The 15682-nt window shown below is 58.5% G+C and carries 15 protein-coding genes; 12 read left to right on the plus strand and 3 right to left on the minus strand.

The features are described 5' to 3' along the window. Positions 1-3 precede the first annotated feature (3 nt). A complete protein-coding gene (locus OO25_RS18145) occupies positions 4-813 on the plus strand; it encodes a division plane positioning ATPase MipZ (RefSeq protein WP_014878849.1) in 810 nt (269 codons plus the stop codon). Next, the gene (xrtE, locus tag OO25_RS18150) at positions 800-2428 is read left to right on the plus strand and encodes an exosortase E/protease, VPEID-CTERM system (RefSeq protein WP_040181781.1); all 1629 of its coding nucleotides are present in this window, start codon (positions 800-802) and stop codon (positions 2426-2428) included. The genes OO25_RS18145 and xrtE overlap by 14 nt, the downstream gene beginning before the upstream one ends. Positions 2429-2464: 36 nt before the next feature. Here xrtE and OO25_RS18155 read toward each other — a convergent pair whose 3' ends face one another. From OO25_RS18155 to OO25_RS18165, 3 genes are all read right to left on the minus strand, one after another. Next, positions 2465-2770, minus strand: coding sequence for a VPEID-CTERM sorting domain-containing protein (locus OO25_RS18155; protein WP_040181783.1), 306 nt, complete (start codon positions 2768-2770; stop codon positions 2465-2467). 169 nt (positions 2771-2939) lie between these two features. Beyond that, the gene (locus OO25_RS18160) at positions 2940-4154 is read right to left on the minus strand and encodes an adenylate/guanylate cyclase domain-containing protein (protein ID WP_040181786.1); all 1215 of its coding nucleotides are present in this window, start codon (positions 4152-4154) and stop codon (positions 2940-2942) included. Between the two features lie 57 nt (positions 4155-4211). Further along, positions 4212-4652, minus strand: coding sequence for a MarR family winged helix-turn-helix transcriptional regulator (locus OO25_RS18165; RefSeq protein ID WP_040176139.1), 441 nt, complete (start codon positions 4650-4652; stop codon positions 4212-4214). 72 nt (positions 4653-4724) lie between these two features. On the opposite strand from OO25_RS18165, the gene hmgA reads away from it, so the two are divergent. From hmgA to OO25_RS18215, 10 genes are all read left to right on the plus strand, one after another. Next, the gene (hmgA, locus tag OO25_RS18170) at positions 4725-6086 is read left to right on the plus strand and encodes a homogentisate 1,2-dioxygenase (RefSeq protein ID WP_040181788.1); all 1362 of its coding nucleotides are present in this window, start codon (positions 4725-4727) and stop codon (positions 6084-6086) included. 106 nt (positions 6087-6192) lie between these two features. Beyond that, a complete protein-coding gene (gene fahA / locus OO25_RS18175; RefSeq protein WP_040181789.1) occupies positions 6193-7449 on the plus strand; it encodes a fumarylacetoacetase in 1257 nt (418 codons plus the stop codon). An 11-nt stretch (positions 7450-7460) separates the two neighbouring features. Continuing rightward, the gene (locus tag OO25_RS18180) at positions 7461-8411 is read left to right on the plus strand and encodes an MBL fold metallo-hydrolase (protein WP_040181791.1); all 951 of its coding nucleotides are present in this window, start codon (positions 7461-7463) and stop codon (positions 8409-8411) included. Between the two features lie 155 nt (positions 8412-8566). After that, a complete protein-coding gene (locus OO25_RS18185) occupies positions 8567-10186 on the plus strand; it encodes an FAD-dependent oxidoreductase (RefSeq protein WP_040181794.1) in 1620 nt (539 codons plus the stop codon). Further along, complete coding sequence (locus tag OO25_RS18190; RefSeq protein ID WP_040181797.1) at positions 10183-10413, plus strand: DUF2783 domain-containing protein; 231 nt, start codon at positions 10183-10185, stop codon at positions 10411-10413. The genes OO25_RS18185 and OO25_RS18190 overlap by 4 nt, the downstream gene beginning before the upstream one ends. Continuing rightward, complete coding sequence (locus tag OO25_RS18195; RefSeq protein WP_040181801.1) at positions 10410-10952, plus strand: VOC family protein; 543 nt, start codon at positions 10410-10412, stop codon at positions 10950-10952. Before OO25_RS18190 ends, OO25_RS18195 begins: the two co-directional genes overlap by 4 nt. Before the next feature lie 51 nt (positions 10953-11003). After that, complete coding sequence (gene maiA, locus OO25_RS18200) at positions 11004-11681, plus strand: maleylacetoacetate isomerase (protein ID WP_040181804.1); 678 nt, start codon at positions 11004-11006, stop codon at positions 11679-11681. A gap of 53 nt (positions 11682-11734) precedes the next feature. After that, positions 11735-12430 carry an NnrU family protein gene (locus tag OO25_RS18205; protein ID WP_040181806.1) on the plus strand — a complete coding sequence of 232 codons (696 nt, stop codon included), beginning with the start codon at positions 11735-11737 and terminating at the stop codon, positions 12428-12430. A gap of 52 nt (positions 12431-12482) precedes the next feature. After that, positions 12483-13838, plus strand: coding sequence for an oxygen-independent coproporphyrinogen III oxidase (gene hemN / locus OO25_RS18210; protein WP_040181809.1), 1356 nt, complete (start codon positions 12483-12485; stop codon positions 13836-13838). Between the two features lie 147 nt (positions 13839-13985). Next, entirely contained in the window at positions 13986-15536 is a 1551-nt protein-coding gene (locus OO25_RS18215; RefSeq protein WP_040181811.1) for a cryptochrome/photolyase family protein, read from the plus strand. Positions 15537-15682: the final 146 nt, after the last annotated feature.

Below are 15682 nucleotides of genomic sequence, written 5' to 3' on the forward strand. Positions count from 1 at the left end.
AACGTGGCGCATATTATTGTCGTCGGCAACGAAAAAGGTGGGGCGGGCAAGTCCACCGTCTCCATGCATGTGGCAACCACGCTGGCCCGGCTGGGGTACAAAATTGCCGCCTTGGACCTTGATCTGCGGCAGCGGTCGCTCGGGCGCTATCTGGAGAACCGCAAGGCGTTCATGGAGAAAGCCGCGCTGGAGCTGCCGCTGGTTGCCCTGCACGAGCTCCCTGAAATCGACGCCGATAGCCTGCAACCCGGCGAGAATGTCTACGATCACCGACTGTCTGCTGCGGTCTCCGAACTGGAACCCAGCAATGATTTCATCCTGATCGACTGCCCCGGATCGCACACCCGTCTAAGCCAGGTCGCCCATTCGCTGGCAGACACGCTGATCACGCCGCTGAACGACAGTTTTGTCGATTTTGACCTCCTCGCTCACACCGATCAGAAAGGTGAGAAAATCACCGGCCCGTCCGTCTATTCCGAAATGGTCTGGAATGCGCGGCAGCTGCGGGCCCAGGCCGGGTTGAAGCCGATTGATTGGATCGTGATCCGCAATCGTGTTGGCACCCAGCGCATGGTCAACAAAGAGAAGATGGAACGCGCCATTTCCATGCTGTCCAAACGGATCGGGTTTCGCGTGGCGCCCGGCTTTTCCGAGCGCGTGGTCTTTCGGGAGTTGTTCCCGCGTGGGCTGACGTTGCTGGACCTGAAGGATATTGGCGTCAAACAGCTGAATATCTCCAATATCGCCGCACGTCAGGAACTGCGGGACATGATGAAATCGTTGAACCTGCCAGGCGTGGATGTCGATATCTGACCAGCCCCCCATCACCGGCGAGACCGGTCCGATCGCTCAGCGCGGCGGGCGTCGGCTGGTCCTGATCCTTGGGCTGGCAGTTGCTGAACTGTTTGTCATCATGGTGGCTTATCAGCTGCTGGCCAATGTGCATTGCAAATTTACCGGCGCAGATCTGGCGTGCACAACTGTGCGCTCGATCGCCGGGCGCTTGTTGGCCGTTCTAACCGTGCTCGGGCTTTATCTGATCCTGATACGCAGCGCATATCACGCATTGACGTCTGCCATCGGACAGGCCCCAAGACGCCCCTCGGCGCTGGTGCTCAACCTTGCGGGCCTAATGATCGCGCTTGTCCCGTTGGCACTGTTTGGCCCTACCGGGATCAACGCATGGATATCGCCGACGCTCATTCTAATCTGCCTCGGCGGCGCTATTGCCGGACTGGGTGGGGTGCTGTCCCTGATGCCACTGCGTGCATGGCTGATCTGGTTGCGCGGCTGCGGGCTCTCTTTGACGCTGGCGCTGATGGTGGCGCTGGTCATGCCGGACATCACCCGCATGATGGAGCCGATCTGGAACATCGAGGCGCTGACCTCGGTGACCTTCGTTCTGGTGACATGGGTACTGGAAGTCTCGGGCGCGACGGTCTGGTCTGATGCGGCGCTGCATCTGATCCGCGTTGACGGGTTTCTGGTGGAGATCGGCGAACCATGCTCCGGCGTGGAGGGCTTTGCACTCGTCACCACCTTCATGGGGCTATATGCGTTGCTGATGGGACGGGATATTCGTCAGACACGGTACTGGCTGGTCTTGTTCCCTGCGGCGCTGCTGCTCAGCTGGGCATTCAACATCGCGCGTATCGCCATCCTGATCCTGATCGGTGCATGGATCGCACCGGAGCACGCCGTTAACGGCTTCCACAGTTACGCCGGCTGGCTGATGTTCACGCTATTGGCGCTGCTGGTGCTGGCCATTGCGCATCGCTCTCGCTGGTTGCAGACCAATCCAGAGGCGCTGGCCGCAGCTGCGGCTGAACTGCCGCCGATGCGCGCTGATATGCTGCTTGCCTCCATCGTCCCATTCATCGTGATGATGTTAAGCGGTGTGCTGGTGTCCGCGATTTGGGCCGATCCTGCGCAAGGATACCCGCTGCGCGCCGCGATGATGGCCGCCGCTTTGCTCGTATTCTGGCCTGCCCTGCGCCAGTTGGCATATCGACCAAGGCCAATTGACATCGCGGCCGGCGCCGCGATCGCCGCTGTCTGGATTGTGATGTCCACACCGGACATCAGCCGGGGTGGCACCGATGAACGCGATATGCTCTGGGTTGGCACACGTCTTCTCGGCACCGTCGTTCTGGTCCCGATTATCGAAGAGTTGTTCTTTCGCGGATATTTGCTGCGCCGCATGGCAGGACAAGGTCAGATTCTACGGGCCGTTGTCGCACTTCTCATCACGAGCGCCCTCTTTGGCCTGATGCACGACCGTTTTGCCTTGGGAATGGCGGCTGGCGCCATCTTTGGTGCGCTATATTTGCGCGGTGGCGGTCTGGCTGCGGCGATACTGGCCCACATGGTGGCCAATGCGCTGATCGCCTATGTCGCCTATGCCACAGCAAACTGGGCCCTGATCTAGACCCGGTTTCCTCTGTCGTCATACGCCATCACAGCATCAGTTCTGTATGGAACGGCGGCGGCGCAGTTCCCAAGTCAGCAGAAGCGCTGCCGCAACCGCAGCGACGGCGAGCAGACCGGCACTGACATCAATTTCCGGAACCGTCTGGCCCCCACCGTTGCCATTGCCATTTCCGTTACCTCCGCCGTTGCCCCAGCCGTTGCCCCAGCCATTGCCCCAGCCGTTGCCGTTCCCGGGGCCACCCGCATCCGGCCACTCACCCGCTGCAAAGGCATTCGGACCAGTTGCAAGCCACACAGCTGCTGCGGCTGTCAGATGGGTCATGCGCAGTGTCAGTTTCATTGCATCTTATCCTTGCTGCTCAGTCGCTGTCCGGGGTGACGCGTTGCGAGGTTTCGACGAATCTCACTGACCACACCCTTTTCCTGCTCTCAGCACTAAGGGAGAAAAATGCGAAAATTATGGCAAATTTTACCTTTCGCTGAATTCCAGCCCCAACAGGCCGCAGAAATTACCCCTCGTAGATCGTGAACAACTCCACCGGCTCCGCGACACCGCGCAGCATATAGCGCCCTAGCGAGACCAGATCGTGGCTAGTCGGCTGAGCTGCCTTTTGCACCTGTTCGGACACGATGATGCTGCGCCCGACGGAAGTATGCATACCGGATATCCGCGCCGTCAGATTGACGGTTGGCCCGATAACTGTGAAATCCAGCCGGTTCTCAGAGCCGATATTTCCGTAGAGGATTTCGCCCGCGTGCAGCGCCAGAGTGAAATCCGCAGTTGGCACGCCTTGCGCTGCGCGCTCCTTATTGCGCTTGCGAATTTTCCCCTGCAGTGCGCTGGCGGCAGCGAGGGCAGCAGTCGCGTCCTCACCAATGCTGCCAAGATCGAACATGGACAATATGCCATCACCCATGAATTTCAGGATATTCCCGCCGTGAGACTGGATCGTCTCAACAGCCAGACCAAAGTAATCGTTGAGCATATCAATCAGCTCGGCACCCGGAATTTGCTCTGCCAGCTGGGTGAACCCTTTCAGATCGAAGTAACAGATCACCGCATCAATCTGGCGGGAAGATCCGCGTTGAATTTCGCCCGACAAAACCCGCTGCCCGGCGTCGCGCCCCAGATAGACCTGTAACAGATCTTTGGCCATCTGCTGTGCAGATGCCGCGCGCAGCGCCAATGCCAGATGCGAGTAAATCTGGCGGATCAGGGCCAAGTCTGTATCTGTAAATCCCTCGGGATGATCGGTCGACCAAGACGACAAAATCCCCTCACCCGGGCGGCGCGGATCAAAGGGTGCGTCAGCGAAATCGCCGAACCGCTTTGCCAAGGCAAAGTAATCCGTTGCTCCGCGCTGCTTGAACTGCGCCAACGCTGGAAACCTCTCCAGAACATGGCCTGTCAGCTTACTGCGGAACTCAGGCACATCGCGTTCCAACATGTAGTAGAAGGTGCTGTAGAGCCATTCATCCCGCGGGGTATCGCTGTGTTCATAGAACTCATGCGACAACCCATCGGCCCGCGTCCAGCTGAACCCGATACCACCATATTTTGGATGATAGGCCCGTTGTGCCAGATGGAAGCGTAGCAGAGGTACCCCGGTATCGGCGAGCCTCTGGCAGAATCCCTGCAACATCTCCTGACGGCTGGCCCCCCGTAGCCCTTCAGCAGTGAGCCAGTCGATTATCGGCGTGGCGCGTGAAGCAGCATCCGTCATTATGCACGGCCTCATATTGTGGTCCCGGTCCAATCTGAGGCCTCAGCCCGGCGATGTCTATGGCTCAATCCCTGCAAGTTTGCGCAACATGTCGCGCAGCGCCGCACTTTCCCCGTCGCTAAGCCGCCCCGCGAGTTGACGATCATAGATCGCAGCCTGCGTACTCAGGTCCCGGTAAGCGGCCTCACCTTGCGACGTAAGTTCTAGGTGCTCGGCACGACGATCTTTCTCGTCGCGATGACGTAGCACAAAACGACGTTCCGCCAGTTTCGCAACCGCCCGACTGATCTTCGTCTTGTGTATCTTGGCACGCTGGCCGATCTCGGTTGCTGTCATGCGGCCGTAATTGCCCAAGTGAAACAGCACACGCCATTCATTGCGCAGCATTCCATAGCGGTTCTTGTAGTGCTTTTGAAACTCAAGCGAGGATTCCTCCGCCGCCCGGTTGAGCAGATACGGCAAGAAATCCTGTAACGCGAAGTCATCTTTTTCATCCATAGGGCAGAGCTATCCCTTGTTAGTTACAAAATCAACTATTACCGAAACAGAGAACACCAAAAGGAGCGCCTCATGAATCACAAAGTCGATGCCCATGAAATGATCCAGGCCCCGTCTCTTGCCGGGCCTCACGCGGGCTATATGCCCGGATTTGGCAATGACTTTGAGACAGAAGCGTTGCCCGGCGCCCTGCCGCAGGGCATGAACAGCCCTCAGAAATGCAACTACGGTCTTTATGGCGAGCAGCTGAGTGGCACCGCCTTTACCGCCCCAAGCCACCAGAATGAGCGCACCTGGTGCTATCGCATTCGCCCCTCGGTAAAACACTCTCATCGCTACACCAAGATTGATCTGCCCTATTGGAAGTCTGCCCCGAACGTGGACCCGGATGTGATCAGCCTCGGTCAGTACCGCTGGGATCCGGTGCCGCATGGCACCGAGGGGCTGACCTGGCTCAGGGGCATGCGCACCATGACCACGGCAGGTGATGTGAACACCCAGGTCGGCATGGCGAGCCATGTCTATCTGGTCACCGACTCGATGGTGGACAGCTATTTCTATTCCGCTGATTCCGAATTGCTGGTGGTTCCACAGGAAGGGCGCCTGCGGTTTGCGACTGAGCTGGGCATCATTGATCTCGAGCCCCAGGAAATCGCCATCATCCCACGCGGGCTGGTCTACCGGGTCGAAGTGCTGGACGGCCCCTGTCGTGGCTTTGTCTGCGAAAACTACGGGCAGAAGTTTGAATTGCCTGGCCGTGGCCCGATCGGTGCCAACTGCATGGCCAATCCGCGCGATTTCAAGGCGCCGGTGGCGGCGTTTGAGGACCGCGAGACGCCATCCACCGTCACCATCAAGTGGTGTGGCCAGTTTCACGAGACCAGGATCGGTCACTCACCACTGGATGTGGTGGCCTGGCACGGCAACTACGCGCCAATGAAATATGACCTGCGGACCTATTGCCCGGTTGGCGCCATCCTGTTTGACCACCCGGATCCGTCGATCTTTACTGTGCTGACGGCCCCATCGGGCCAGCCCGGCACCGCAAATATCGATTTCGTCTTGTTTCGGGAACGCTGGATGGTGGCAGAAGATACCTTCCGCCCGCCATGGTATCACAAGAACATCATGTCCGAGCTGATGGGCAATATCTATGGCCAGTATGACGCCAAGCCACAGGGCTTTGTCCCCGGTGGTGTCAGCCTGCACAATATGATGCTGCCGCATGGCCCGGACAGAAACGCATTTGAGGGCGCATCCAACGCAAACTTGGGTCCGGAAAAGTTGGACAACACCATGTCCTTCATGTTCGAGACGCGTTTCCCGCAGCATCTGACGCCATTTGCCGCCAATGAGGCACCGCTGCAGGATGACTACATCGATTGCTGGGCTGACATCGAAAAGAAATTCGACGGCACCCCGGGCAAAAAATAAGCAAAGGGGGGCGCTGCCCCCTCTGCGGCCCCGAGGGCCGCATTCACCCCCGGAGTATTTCGGGAAAGATGACGAGAGCAGCGGCTCTCAAACAAAAGGATCACGCATGCCTTTGAAAAAATCCTGGGTCTCCTCTGCCAATAGTGCGACCCACCCCTTCCCGCTGAACAACCTGCCCTATGGGGTGTTCTCTGTCGACGGTGATGATCCCCGCTGCGGTGTTGCGATCGGAGACATGATCCTGGATATGCAGGCCGCCGAGGAGGCCGGACTGATCCAGCTGGGCGATGCGCCGCTGTTTGACGTGCCTTATTGGAATGATCTGATGGAGGAAGGCCCGGCCGTCTGGGCCGCGCTGCGCGAACGGTTGACTGCGCTGTTGTCCGACGGCGCTGCCGAGCGGGAACAGCTGGAACCCCTGCTGGTTCCGGCAGCCGGTGCGGAGTTGCACATGCCGTTTGCAGTCAGCGAATACACTGACTTCTATGCAGGTAAGAACCACGCCTTCAATGTCGGTACCATGTTCCGCGGCCCTGAAAACGCCCTGCCGCCGAACTGGCTGCACATCCCCATCGGCTACAACGGTCGCGCATCCTCTGTCGTGGTGTCCGGCACCGATGTGCGCCGCCCCTGGGGCCAGCTGAAGGGCCCGAATGATGACGCGCCGCGGTGGGCGCCTTGCGCGCGGTTCGACATCGAGCTGGAGATGGGTGCGATTGTCGGCACCCCTTCCGATGGCCCGATCACCGTTCAGGAAGCCGATGATCATATCTTTGGCTACGTGTTGCTGAACGACTGGTCTGCACGTGATATTCAAGCCTGGGAATATCAGCCACTGGGTCCGTTTCAGGCCAAGGCGACGGCCAACACAATCAGCCCCTGGATCGTGACCAAACCGGCGCTGGAACCGTTCCGCTGCAACACACCAGAGCGCGAGGTGGAATTGCTGGATCACCTGAAGGACTGCGGGCCGATGCTTTATGACATCGACCTAGAAGTCACCATGGCGCCACAGGGCAAGGACGCGACCACCATCGCGCGGACCAACTACAAGGAAATGTACTACTCCGCCGCGCAGCAGCTGGCACATCACGCCACCTCCGGCTGCCCGATGAACGCGGGCGATCTTTTGGGATCTGGTACCATTTCCGGCCCAACCAAAGACAGCCGCGGCTCACTTCTGGAACTCAGCTGGGGCGGCAAGGAGCCGCTGACGCTGGACACCGGCGAGGAGCGGTCCTTCATCGCAGATGGCGATACGCTGACCCTGAAGGGCGCGGCCAAGGGCGATGGCTATACCATTGGCTTTGGCGACTGTACCGGCACTGTTCTGGCCGCACTTGAAGACCCCTACGCAAGATAAGGAAGACCACCATGGCAAAGGCTTTTGCGTCCCAAGGGGACATGAGCGAAAAGAAGATCACCTTCGATGAAATCGGCGAGGGGCTCTATGCCTTCACTGCCGAAGGCGACCCGAACTCCGGCGTCATCATCGGCGATGACTCCGTGATGATTGTCGAGGCGCAGGCCACCCCGCGGCTGGCAAATAAGGTGATCGAATGCGTGCGGTCCGTGACCGACAAGCCGATCACTCATGTGGTGCTGACCCACTATCACGCTGTCCGCGTGCTGGGCGCATCGGCCTTTGGCGCGCAGAACATCATCATGTCGGATAAGACACGTTCGATGGTGGTCGAACGCGGGCAGGAGGACTGGGACAGTGAGTTCCAGCGCTTTCCGCGTCTGTTCGAAGGCCATGAGAGCATCCCCGGCCTGACCTGGCCGACCACCACCTTCAGCGATTCCATGACTGTCTACCTCGGCAACCGCCGCGTTGATATCAAACATTTGGGCCGCGCTCATACCGCGGGTGATGCTGTGATCCATGTGCCGGACCAAAACGTCATGTTCACTGGCGACATCGTTGAATACCACTCCGCCTGCTACTGCGGTGACGGGCATTTCAGCGATTGGGGCGGCACGCTCGACAATATCAAAGCCTACGACGTGGATGCCATCGCCCCCGGCCGCGGTGATGCGCTGGTGGGCAAGGAGATGGTCAACGCTGCCATTGAGAACACCCGCGATTTCGTTGAGAGCACCTACCGCCCCGCCGCCAAAGTGGCGGCCAGAAACGGCACCTTGAAAGAGGCCTGGGATGCCGTGCGGGCCGAATGTGATCCGAAGTTCGCGGACTACGCGATCTATGAGCATTGCCTGCCCTTCAATGTGGCGCGCGCCTATGATGAGGCCCGCGGCGTTGATACCCCGCGCATCTGGACCGCCCAGCGCGATCTGGAGATGTGGGACGCGCTTCAGGACTAAGATCCACACCCCGGCAGAGACATCATCTGGGGGAATTTGATCCAGATCGTGTCCTGCCGGGGCAACCTATGACAGGCTCTTATCCGATACCGGCAGCCATTGCCGGTACATGGGAGAGCTTTGCCCTACGGCATGTATTTTTGGGAGGAAACCAGATGAACAAGATCTTTGAAGTTCCCATGTACCCCTATCAGCGCAGCGAAGATCAGGACACCGGCGCCCCGGTGCGCCACCCGGTCATCGTGATTGGCGCCGGCCCTGTGGGTCTGGCCGCAGCAATTGATCTCGCCCAACAGGGGATTGGCGTCGTGGTTCTCGACGAGAATGACAAGGTCAGCTTCGGCAGTCGGGCCATCTGTTTTTCCAAACGCAGTCTTGAAATCGCGGACCGTCTCGGCTTCTGCGACCCGCTCGTGGAAAAAGGCGTGCAGTGGAATCTGGGCAAGGTGTTTTTCGATGACCGTAAGGTCTATGAATTCAATCTGCTGCCGGAGAGCGGCCACGCGCAGCCTGCCTTTATCAATCTGCAGCAATATTACTTTGAGGAGTATCTGGTTCAGCGGGCGAATGCGCTTCAGGCTGCCGGGGCCCCGATTGAGATTCGTGGGCGTAACAAGGTCTCTGCCATCGGCACCCACGCGGATCACGTCACGCTGGAGATCGACACGCCAGAAGGGTCTTACAATCTTGAGGCGGATTGGCTGATTGCCTGCGATGGCGCGGGCTCCCCAACCCGGCAGATGCTGGGTCTCGATTTTGTTGGCCGGGTGTTTGAGGACAACTTCCTGATTGCCGATGTGATCATGGATGCGGATTTCCCGACAGAGCGCTGGTTCTGGTTTGATCCGCCCTTCAACAAGGGGCAATCGGCACTTCTGCACAAACAGCCTGACGGTGTTTGGCGGATCGACCTGCAGCTGGGCTGGGACATCGACAAGGAGCGTGAGAAGCGCCAGGAGAACGTGATCCCAAGACTTAAGGACATGCTGGGCGAGGATGTGCAATTCGAGCTGGAGTGGGTCTCGATCTACACCTTCCAGTGCCGCCGGATGGAGAAATTCCGTCACGGTCGCGTGCTCTTTGCCGGCGATGCTGCACATCAGGTGTCACCATTCGGCGCGCGGGGAGCCAATTCCGGTTTGCAGGACACAGATAACCTGTGCTGGAAACTGAAACTGGTGCTGGAGGGAAAGGCGCCCGAGAGCCTGCTGGACAGTTACGACAGCGAGCGCGTTCATGGTGCGGATGAAAATATCCTCAACTCCTCCCGTTCCACCGATTTCATCACGCCGAAATCGGAAATGAGCCGGATTATGCGGGACGCAGTTCTGGACCTGTCCGAACATCACGCCTTTGCCCGGCCGTTGGTGAATTCGGGGCGCCTGTCCCTGCCCTGCACCTATGAGAGGTCGGCGCTGAATTCAGCGGATGCCTTGCATGGGCCTCAGCGTACTAAGCCCGGTAGCCCCTGCCCTGATGTGTCGATAGCGGACGGATATCTGCTGCCCAAACTGGCAGACCGGTTTACCCTGCTGACCATCGACGCGGACGCTCCTGACAGCTTTGAGGAGGCGGGTATCCCGGTGACGCGGCTGGCCCTGTCCACCAAAGACGACAAGACCGGAACCCTGCGCGAACGTTATCTCGGTGATGCAACAAGTGCTGTCTATCTGATCCGCCCTGACCAGCATGTGGCGGCGCGGCGCCCGGCATTTGACGAAAACCAATTTCGTGCAGCCCTGCGCCGCGCGATTGGCAAGGAGGCCTCGGCATGAACGCTCTGAATACCGATCACGAAAACCTAATTCTGGCCCCGAACATCGAAAGGGCCGATGATTTCTATGCCGATCTTCTCGCGGCCCATGAGGGGCTGGCCAAAGCCGAAAGCGATGCGCTGAACGCGCGTCTGGTTCTGGTTCTGGCGAACCATATTGGGAAACGCGCAATCCTGACACAAGCGTTGGCAGCTGCTGCGCTGCCGCAAGGGGAGACTGACACATGAAAATCGAGCAAATCCACCATGTCGCCTACCGCTGTAAAGACGCCAAGCAGACGGTAGAGTGGTACAACACGATGCTGAACATGGATTTTGTCTTGGCGATCGCCGAGGACCATGTCCCCTCAACCCATGAACCAGACCCTTACATGCATATCTTCATGGATGCGGGCAACGGCAACGTGCTGGCCTTCTTTGAGCTGCCGACCAAGCCGGAAATGGACCGTGACCGCAACACACCGATCTGGGTGCAGCACATCGCCTTCAAGGTGAAAGACCGCGACACACTGATTGCATTCAAAGAGCATTTGGAAGCCAACGGTGTTGAGGTTCTGGGTGTGACCGACCACTCCATCTTTCACTCGATCTATTTCTTCGATCCAAACGGCCACCGGGTTGAGCTGGCCTGCCCTGACCCCGAAGAGGAGGCGCTTCTTCAGCGGCTGAACGCCGTGAAATGGGACATGCTGGAGGACTGGTCAAAGACCAAGAAGGCCCCAAAACACGCCGACTGGCTGCATGCCAAGGAGCTGAACAACGTTTAGGCCAGCGGGCTGTACTGCGGTCCGTAACAATCGCAATGTAGGGGAAGCGGAATGTCTGACGTCATATTGTACGACTATTGGCGATCATCGGCCAGCTACCGGGTCCGCATTGCGCTGAACCTGGCGGGTATCGCCTATGAGGCCGTGACGGTCGATTTGGTCAAGGGCGAGCAGGTCAGCCCCGAACATCTGGCCCGCAACCCCCAAGGGCTGGTGCCGGTGCTGGAGATCGACGGGCTGCGGCTGACACAGTCACTGGCCATTCTGGACTATCTTGACCAGACACGGCATCTGGATTTACTGCCGCGCGCCCCGGCAGAGCGCGCCTTGGCTCAAGCCTTGGCGCACGCCATCGCCGTCGACCTGCATCCGGTCTGCAATCTGAAAGTTGCCCGCCACGCCAGTGGTCTTTGCACAGGGTCTGCTGCCGTCCCAGCCGCGCAGCCTGTCAACATGCCTGCGGACTGGATGCGACATTTCATTCGCCCGGGACTTGTTGCCTTCAACGCACTGCTGGAGGAGTATCCGGTTGCCCCCTATTGCACCGGCGATCATCCGGGGCTTGCGGATCTCTGCCTCATACCGCAGCTCTACAACGCGCGTCGGTGGGGGGTGACTTTCGACGATCTGCCGCGTCTCATGATGATAGAGGCCACATGCGCTGAGAACCCGGCCTTCGCTATGGCGCATCCTGATGCGGTTCACACTGTAGATCCGCCGCAGACGTAAACAGAATGAACCGCGCGCAGTCACACCGTATTCGCCGGGTTAGGACATTATAGATGACAAACGATTGGACCGGCTTTGCCCTCGCTATGATGGTGTTCACCGTCAGTCATTTTCTGCCGCGGCTCGCCGATCTGCGCGGGCGGCTGATCGCATCCCTTGGCCGCAAGATCTATTTCTCGGTCTACGGGCTCTTGTCGCTGGTACTGTTTGGCTGGGTGATCGTCGCGGCGGCACAAGCCCCCTATGTTGAACTCTGGCCGCCGCTTGATTGGGCCCGCTGGGCCCCGATGCTGGCAATGCCCTTAGTCTTTGTGCTGGCCGTCTGGGGCTTGGGGGTGGACACACCCTACACGCTGGGAGGAAAGCGTACCGCCGATCCGACACAGGGTGATCCCGGCCGGGCCGCGCTTAGCCGCCATCCGCTCCTGTTGGCTTTGGCGCTTTGGTCGCTGTCACATCTTCTGGCAAATGGCGATCTGGCTCATGCCATCGTCTTTGGCGGTTCCTTGTTTCTTGCAAGCGCTGCGATCCTGCTCTTCGACGCCAAGGCAACAACGGCCCTCGGTCAGGCAGCGGCAACATATTTTGCCCATACCGCCCTGTTTTCGCTCAAGCCGATAGGTGATCCGAACTGGCGGCGACACCATCTGCGCGGTCTCTGTCTGCGCACTGGCATCGGCCTGCTGCTCTGGGTCAGCGCGCTGCACCTACATGAGCAGGTGATCGGAGTCTCGCCTCTGCCCTACTGACATTTGATTTCGCGCAAAGTCACACTGCCCGGAATCGGTCATATCTGGCGGTATGAAACAGATTGACCGCCTTCGCGCGCTGGGACTTTTTGACAGCCGCGTGCCCCGCTACACGTCTTATCCCACCGCACCCGTGTTTAGCACGGCGGTGGGGGCTGCCTTCCAAAAGGCCCAATTAGCGGCACTGGATCCTGCAGTGCCTGTCTCGGTCTACATCCACATCCCGTTTTGTGAGCGGTTGTGCTGGTTCTGTGCCTGCCGAACCCAGGGCACGCAAACGCTCAGCCCCGTGGAAAGCTATATCGGCACTGTCGAAAAAGAGCTTTCCCTGATCGCTGACATTCTTCCCAAAGGCCTGCGGATGGGCCGTCTGCACTGGGGTGGGGGCACACCAACAATCCTGCCTCCAGCCCTCATCCACCGGCTGGCCCAATCAATAAAATCTGCAATCCCGCCGACGGCAGATTGGGAATTCTCGGTCGAGATCGATCCCACAATGGTGGATCGCGACAAAATCGCCGCGCTTGCGAAAGAAGGCATGAACCGTGCAAGCATCGGTATTCAGGATTTTGATCCCGAAGTGCAGACCGCCATCGGGCGGATCCAGCCTTTTGACGTGACGGCCGCCTGCGTTGCGGATCTGCGTGCCGCAGGCATTCATTCATTGAATACCGATCTTGTCTACGGCCTGCCGCATCAGGATGCCACGCGCATTGCAGATACTGTAGACAAGGTGCTGACATTGGCGCCGGACCGGGTCGCTCTTTTTGGATATGCCCATGTCCCATGGGTGGCCAAACGGCAGAAGCTGATTGATGATACTGCCCTGCCTGGTGATGAGACCCGGTATCATCTGGCAGAGCTGGCCGCCAAAAAATTCCAATCTGCGGGATTTGCGACTATCGGCATCGACCATTTTGCACGACCGCAGGATGGATTGAACTTGGCCCGCAACAGCAGACATCTGCGGCGAAACTTCCAAGGTTACACAGATGATCACTGCCCGACGCTGATCGGTGTTGGGGCCTCCTCAATCTCGCGTTTCGACGGGGGCTATGTGCAAAATGCAGCGGCCACCGCTGCATATATTCAAAGGATCGAAGCGGGCGATCTGGCCGGGACACGCGGTCATCAGCTCACTCCGATCGACAAGATGCGCGCCCGGGCCATCGAGATGCTGATGTGCGACTTCCGTTTGGACCGTAGCGAACTGCAGCACCGGTTTGGGCCACAGACCCAACAGCTGACTGCAGATCTGAAGGCCGTTACGGCGACCTATGGCGATCTGGTCACATTGACGGATGATGCCCTAACTATTGAGCCCGAAGGCCGCGCGCTGACCCGGATTATTGCCAGCGCGTTTGACGCCCATAAACCGGAGGGCGTGCGTTATAGCCAAGCCTCCTGAGGCGGGAGGAAGACTGCGAGGCCCCGCGATTTCAGAATATTAGGCTCTAAAAGGATTATCCGCCGCGTCTCACTATGACTCAGCCGCTCAGGCGTTGTCAGCATCCCCGGTTACGCTATCTGCTGGCAGATCAGCGGAGTATCGGACATGACCAACCTCACGACACCTCAAGACAGCCGTGAACCAGGCCGGATCATTTTGATCTTGGGTGATCAGCTGTCACATGATCTCCCCTCACTCCAGATCGGTGATCCTCAAAAAGACTGCCTGTTGATGGCCGAGGTCGCAGAGGAAGCGAGCTATGTCCCTCATCACAAGAAAAAGCTCGCTTTTGTGTTTTCTGCCATGCGGCACTTTGCGGATGAGCTGACCGCTGCGGGCTGGAACCTGCAATATGTCCGCCTGAATGATCCAGACAATTCGGGCAGCCTTATAGGTGAATTGGACCGGGCTTTGGAGCAGTTCACCGTAACCGAAGTGCTGGTAACTGAACCCGGCGAATATCGTCTCAAAGAGGCGCTGAACACATGGTCCGGACCGGCGAAGATAACCATGCTGGATGACAGCCGATTTCTGGCCAGCCACGACATGTTTCGCAGTTGGGCAGAGGGACGCAAGCAGCTGCGCATGGAATATTTCTATCGCGATATGCGGCGCAAAACCGGCCTGTTGATGCAAGGTGACGCGCCTGAGGGTGGTAAATGGAACTATGACTCAGAGAACCGCAAACCGGCGCAGAACGACATGTTCATGCCCAAGCCGCTGCGCTGCGATCCAGATCGTATCACGCAAGACGTGTTGGAATTGGTGGAACACAGGTTTCCCAGCAATTTCGGGCGGCTGACACCGTTTTGGTTCGCGGTCACCCGGGCAGCGGCTCTCAAGGCACTTGATCATTTTATTGATGCGGCGCTACCGCTGTTTGGGGATTATCAGGATGCGATGCTGGACGGAGAGCCGTTTCTCTATCACTCCCTGTTGTCTCAATACATCAATATCGGCTTGCTCAATCCGCTTGAGGTCTGCCGCCGGGCCGAACGCGCTTATTATGAGGGCCATGCCCCCCTCAACGCGGTTGAAGGCTTCATTCGCCAGATTATCGGCTGGCGCGAGTACATGCGCGGGATCTACTGGCTGAAGATGCCTGGATACACCTCCGAAAATGCTCTCGGCGCAGGGCGAGATCTGCCGGAGTTTTATTGGAGCGGAGAGACCAAGATGGCCTGCATGGCCGCCGCCATCACCCAGACCCGGGACGAAGCCTATGCCCATCATATTCAGCGCCTGATGGTCACCGGAAATTTCGCAATGCTGGCAGGGATAGACCCGCATCAGGTCCACGAATGGTATCTGGCTGTTTATGCCGACGCCTATGAATGGGTCGAAGCCCCAAATGTCATCGGTATGAGCCAATTCGCCGATGGCGGCCTCTTAGGCTCCAAACCCTATGCCGCCAGCGGCAATTATATCAACAAGATGTCGAACTACTGCACAACATGTACCTACGACGTGAAACAGAAAACCGGCCCCAAAGCCTGCCCGTTCAATCCGCTTTATTGGGATTTCCTGATCCGCAACCGTGAGAAACTGTCAAAGAACCCGCGCCTGATGCAGCCCTATCGAACCTGGGACAGAATGTCCGCGGAGAAGCAACAGGAGTATCTCATAAGCGCGGAGAAGGTTCTGAACAGTCTCTAATTAGGGGGTTTCACCCTATTCTGGAAGGAAGGCATTCCTGGCACAACCTGTCGTTCCGTGAAGCGAATTTTCTCCTGCGTATGGCTTCTGGCGTGACTTCCTGTCGGGCTCTGGCTTTTGCATAACTGCGGAACGCGATATAAATC

Origin of the sequence: Phaeobacter sp. S60 (assembly GCF_000826845.1) — a bacterium.
GTDB classification, from domain to species: Bacteria; Pseudomonadota; Alphaproteobacteria; order Rhodobacterales; family Rhodobacteraceae; genus Phaeobacter; species Phaeobacter piscinae.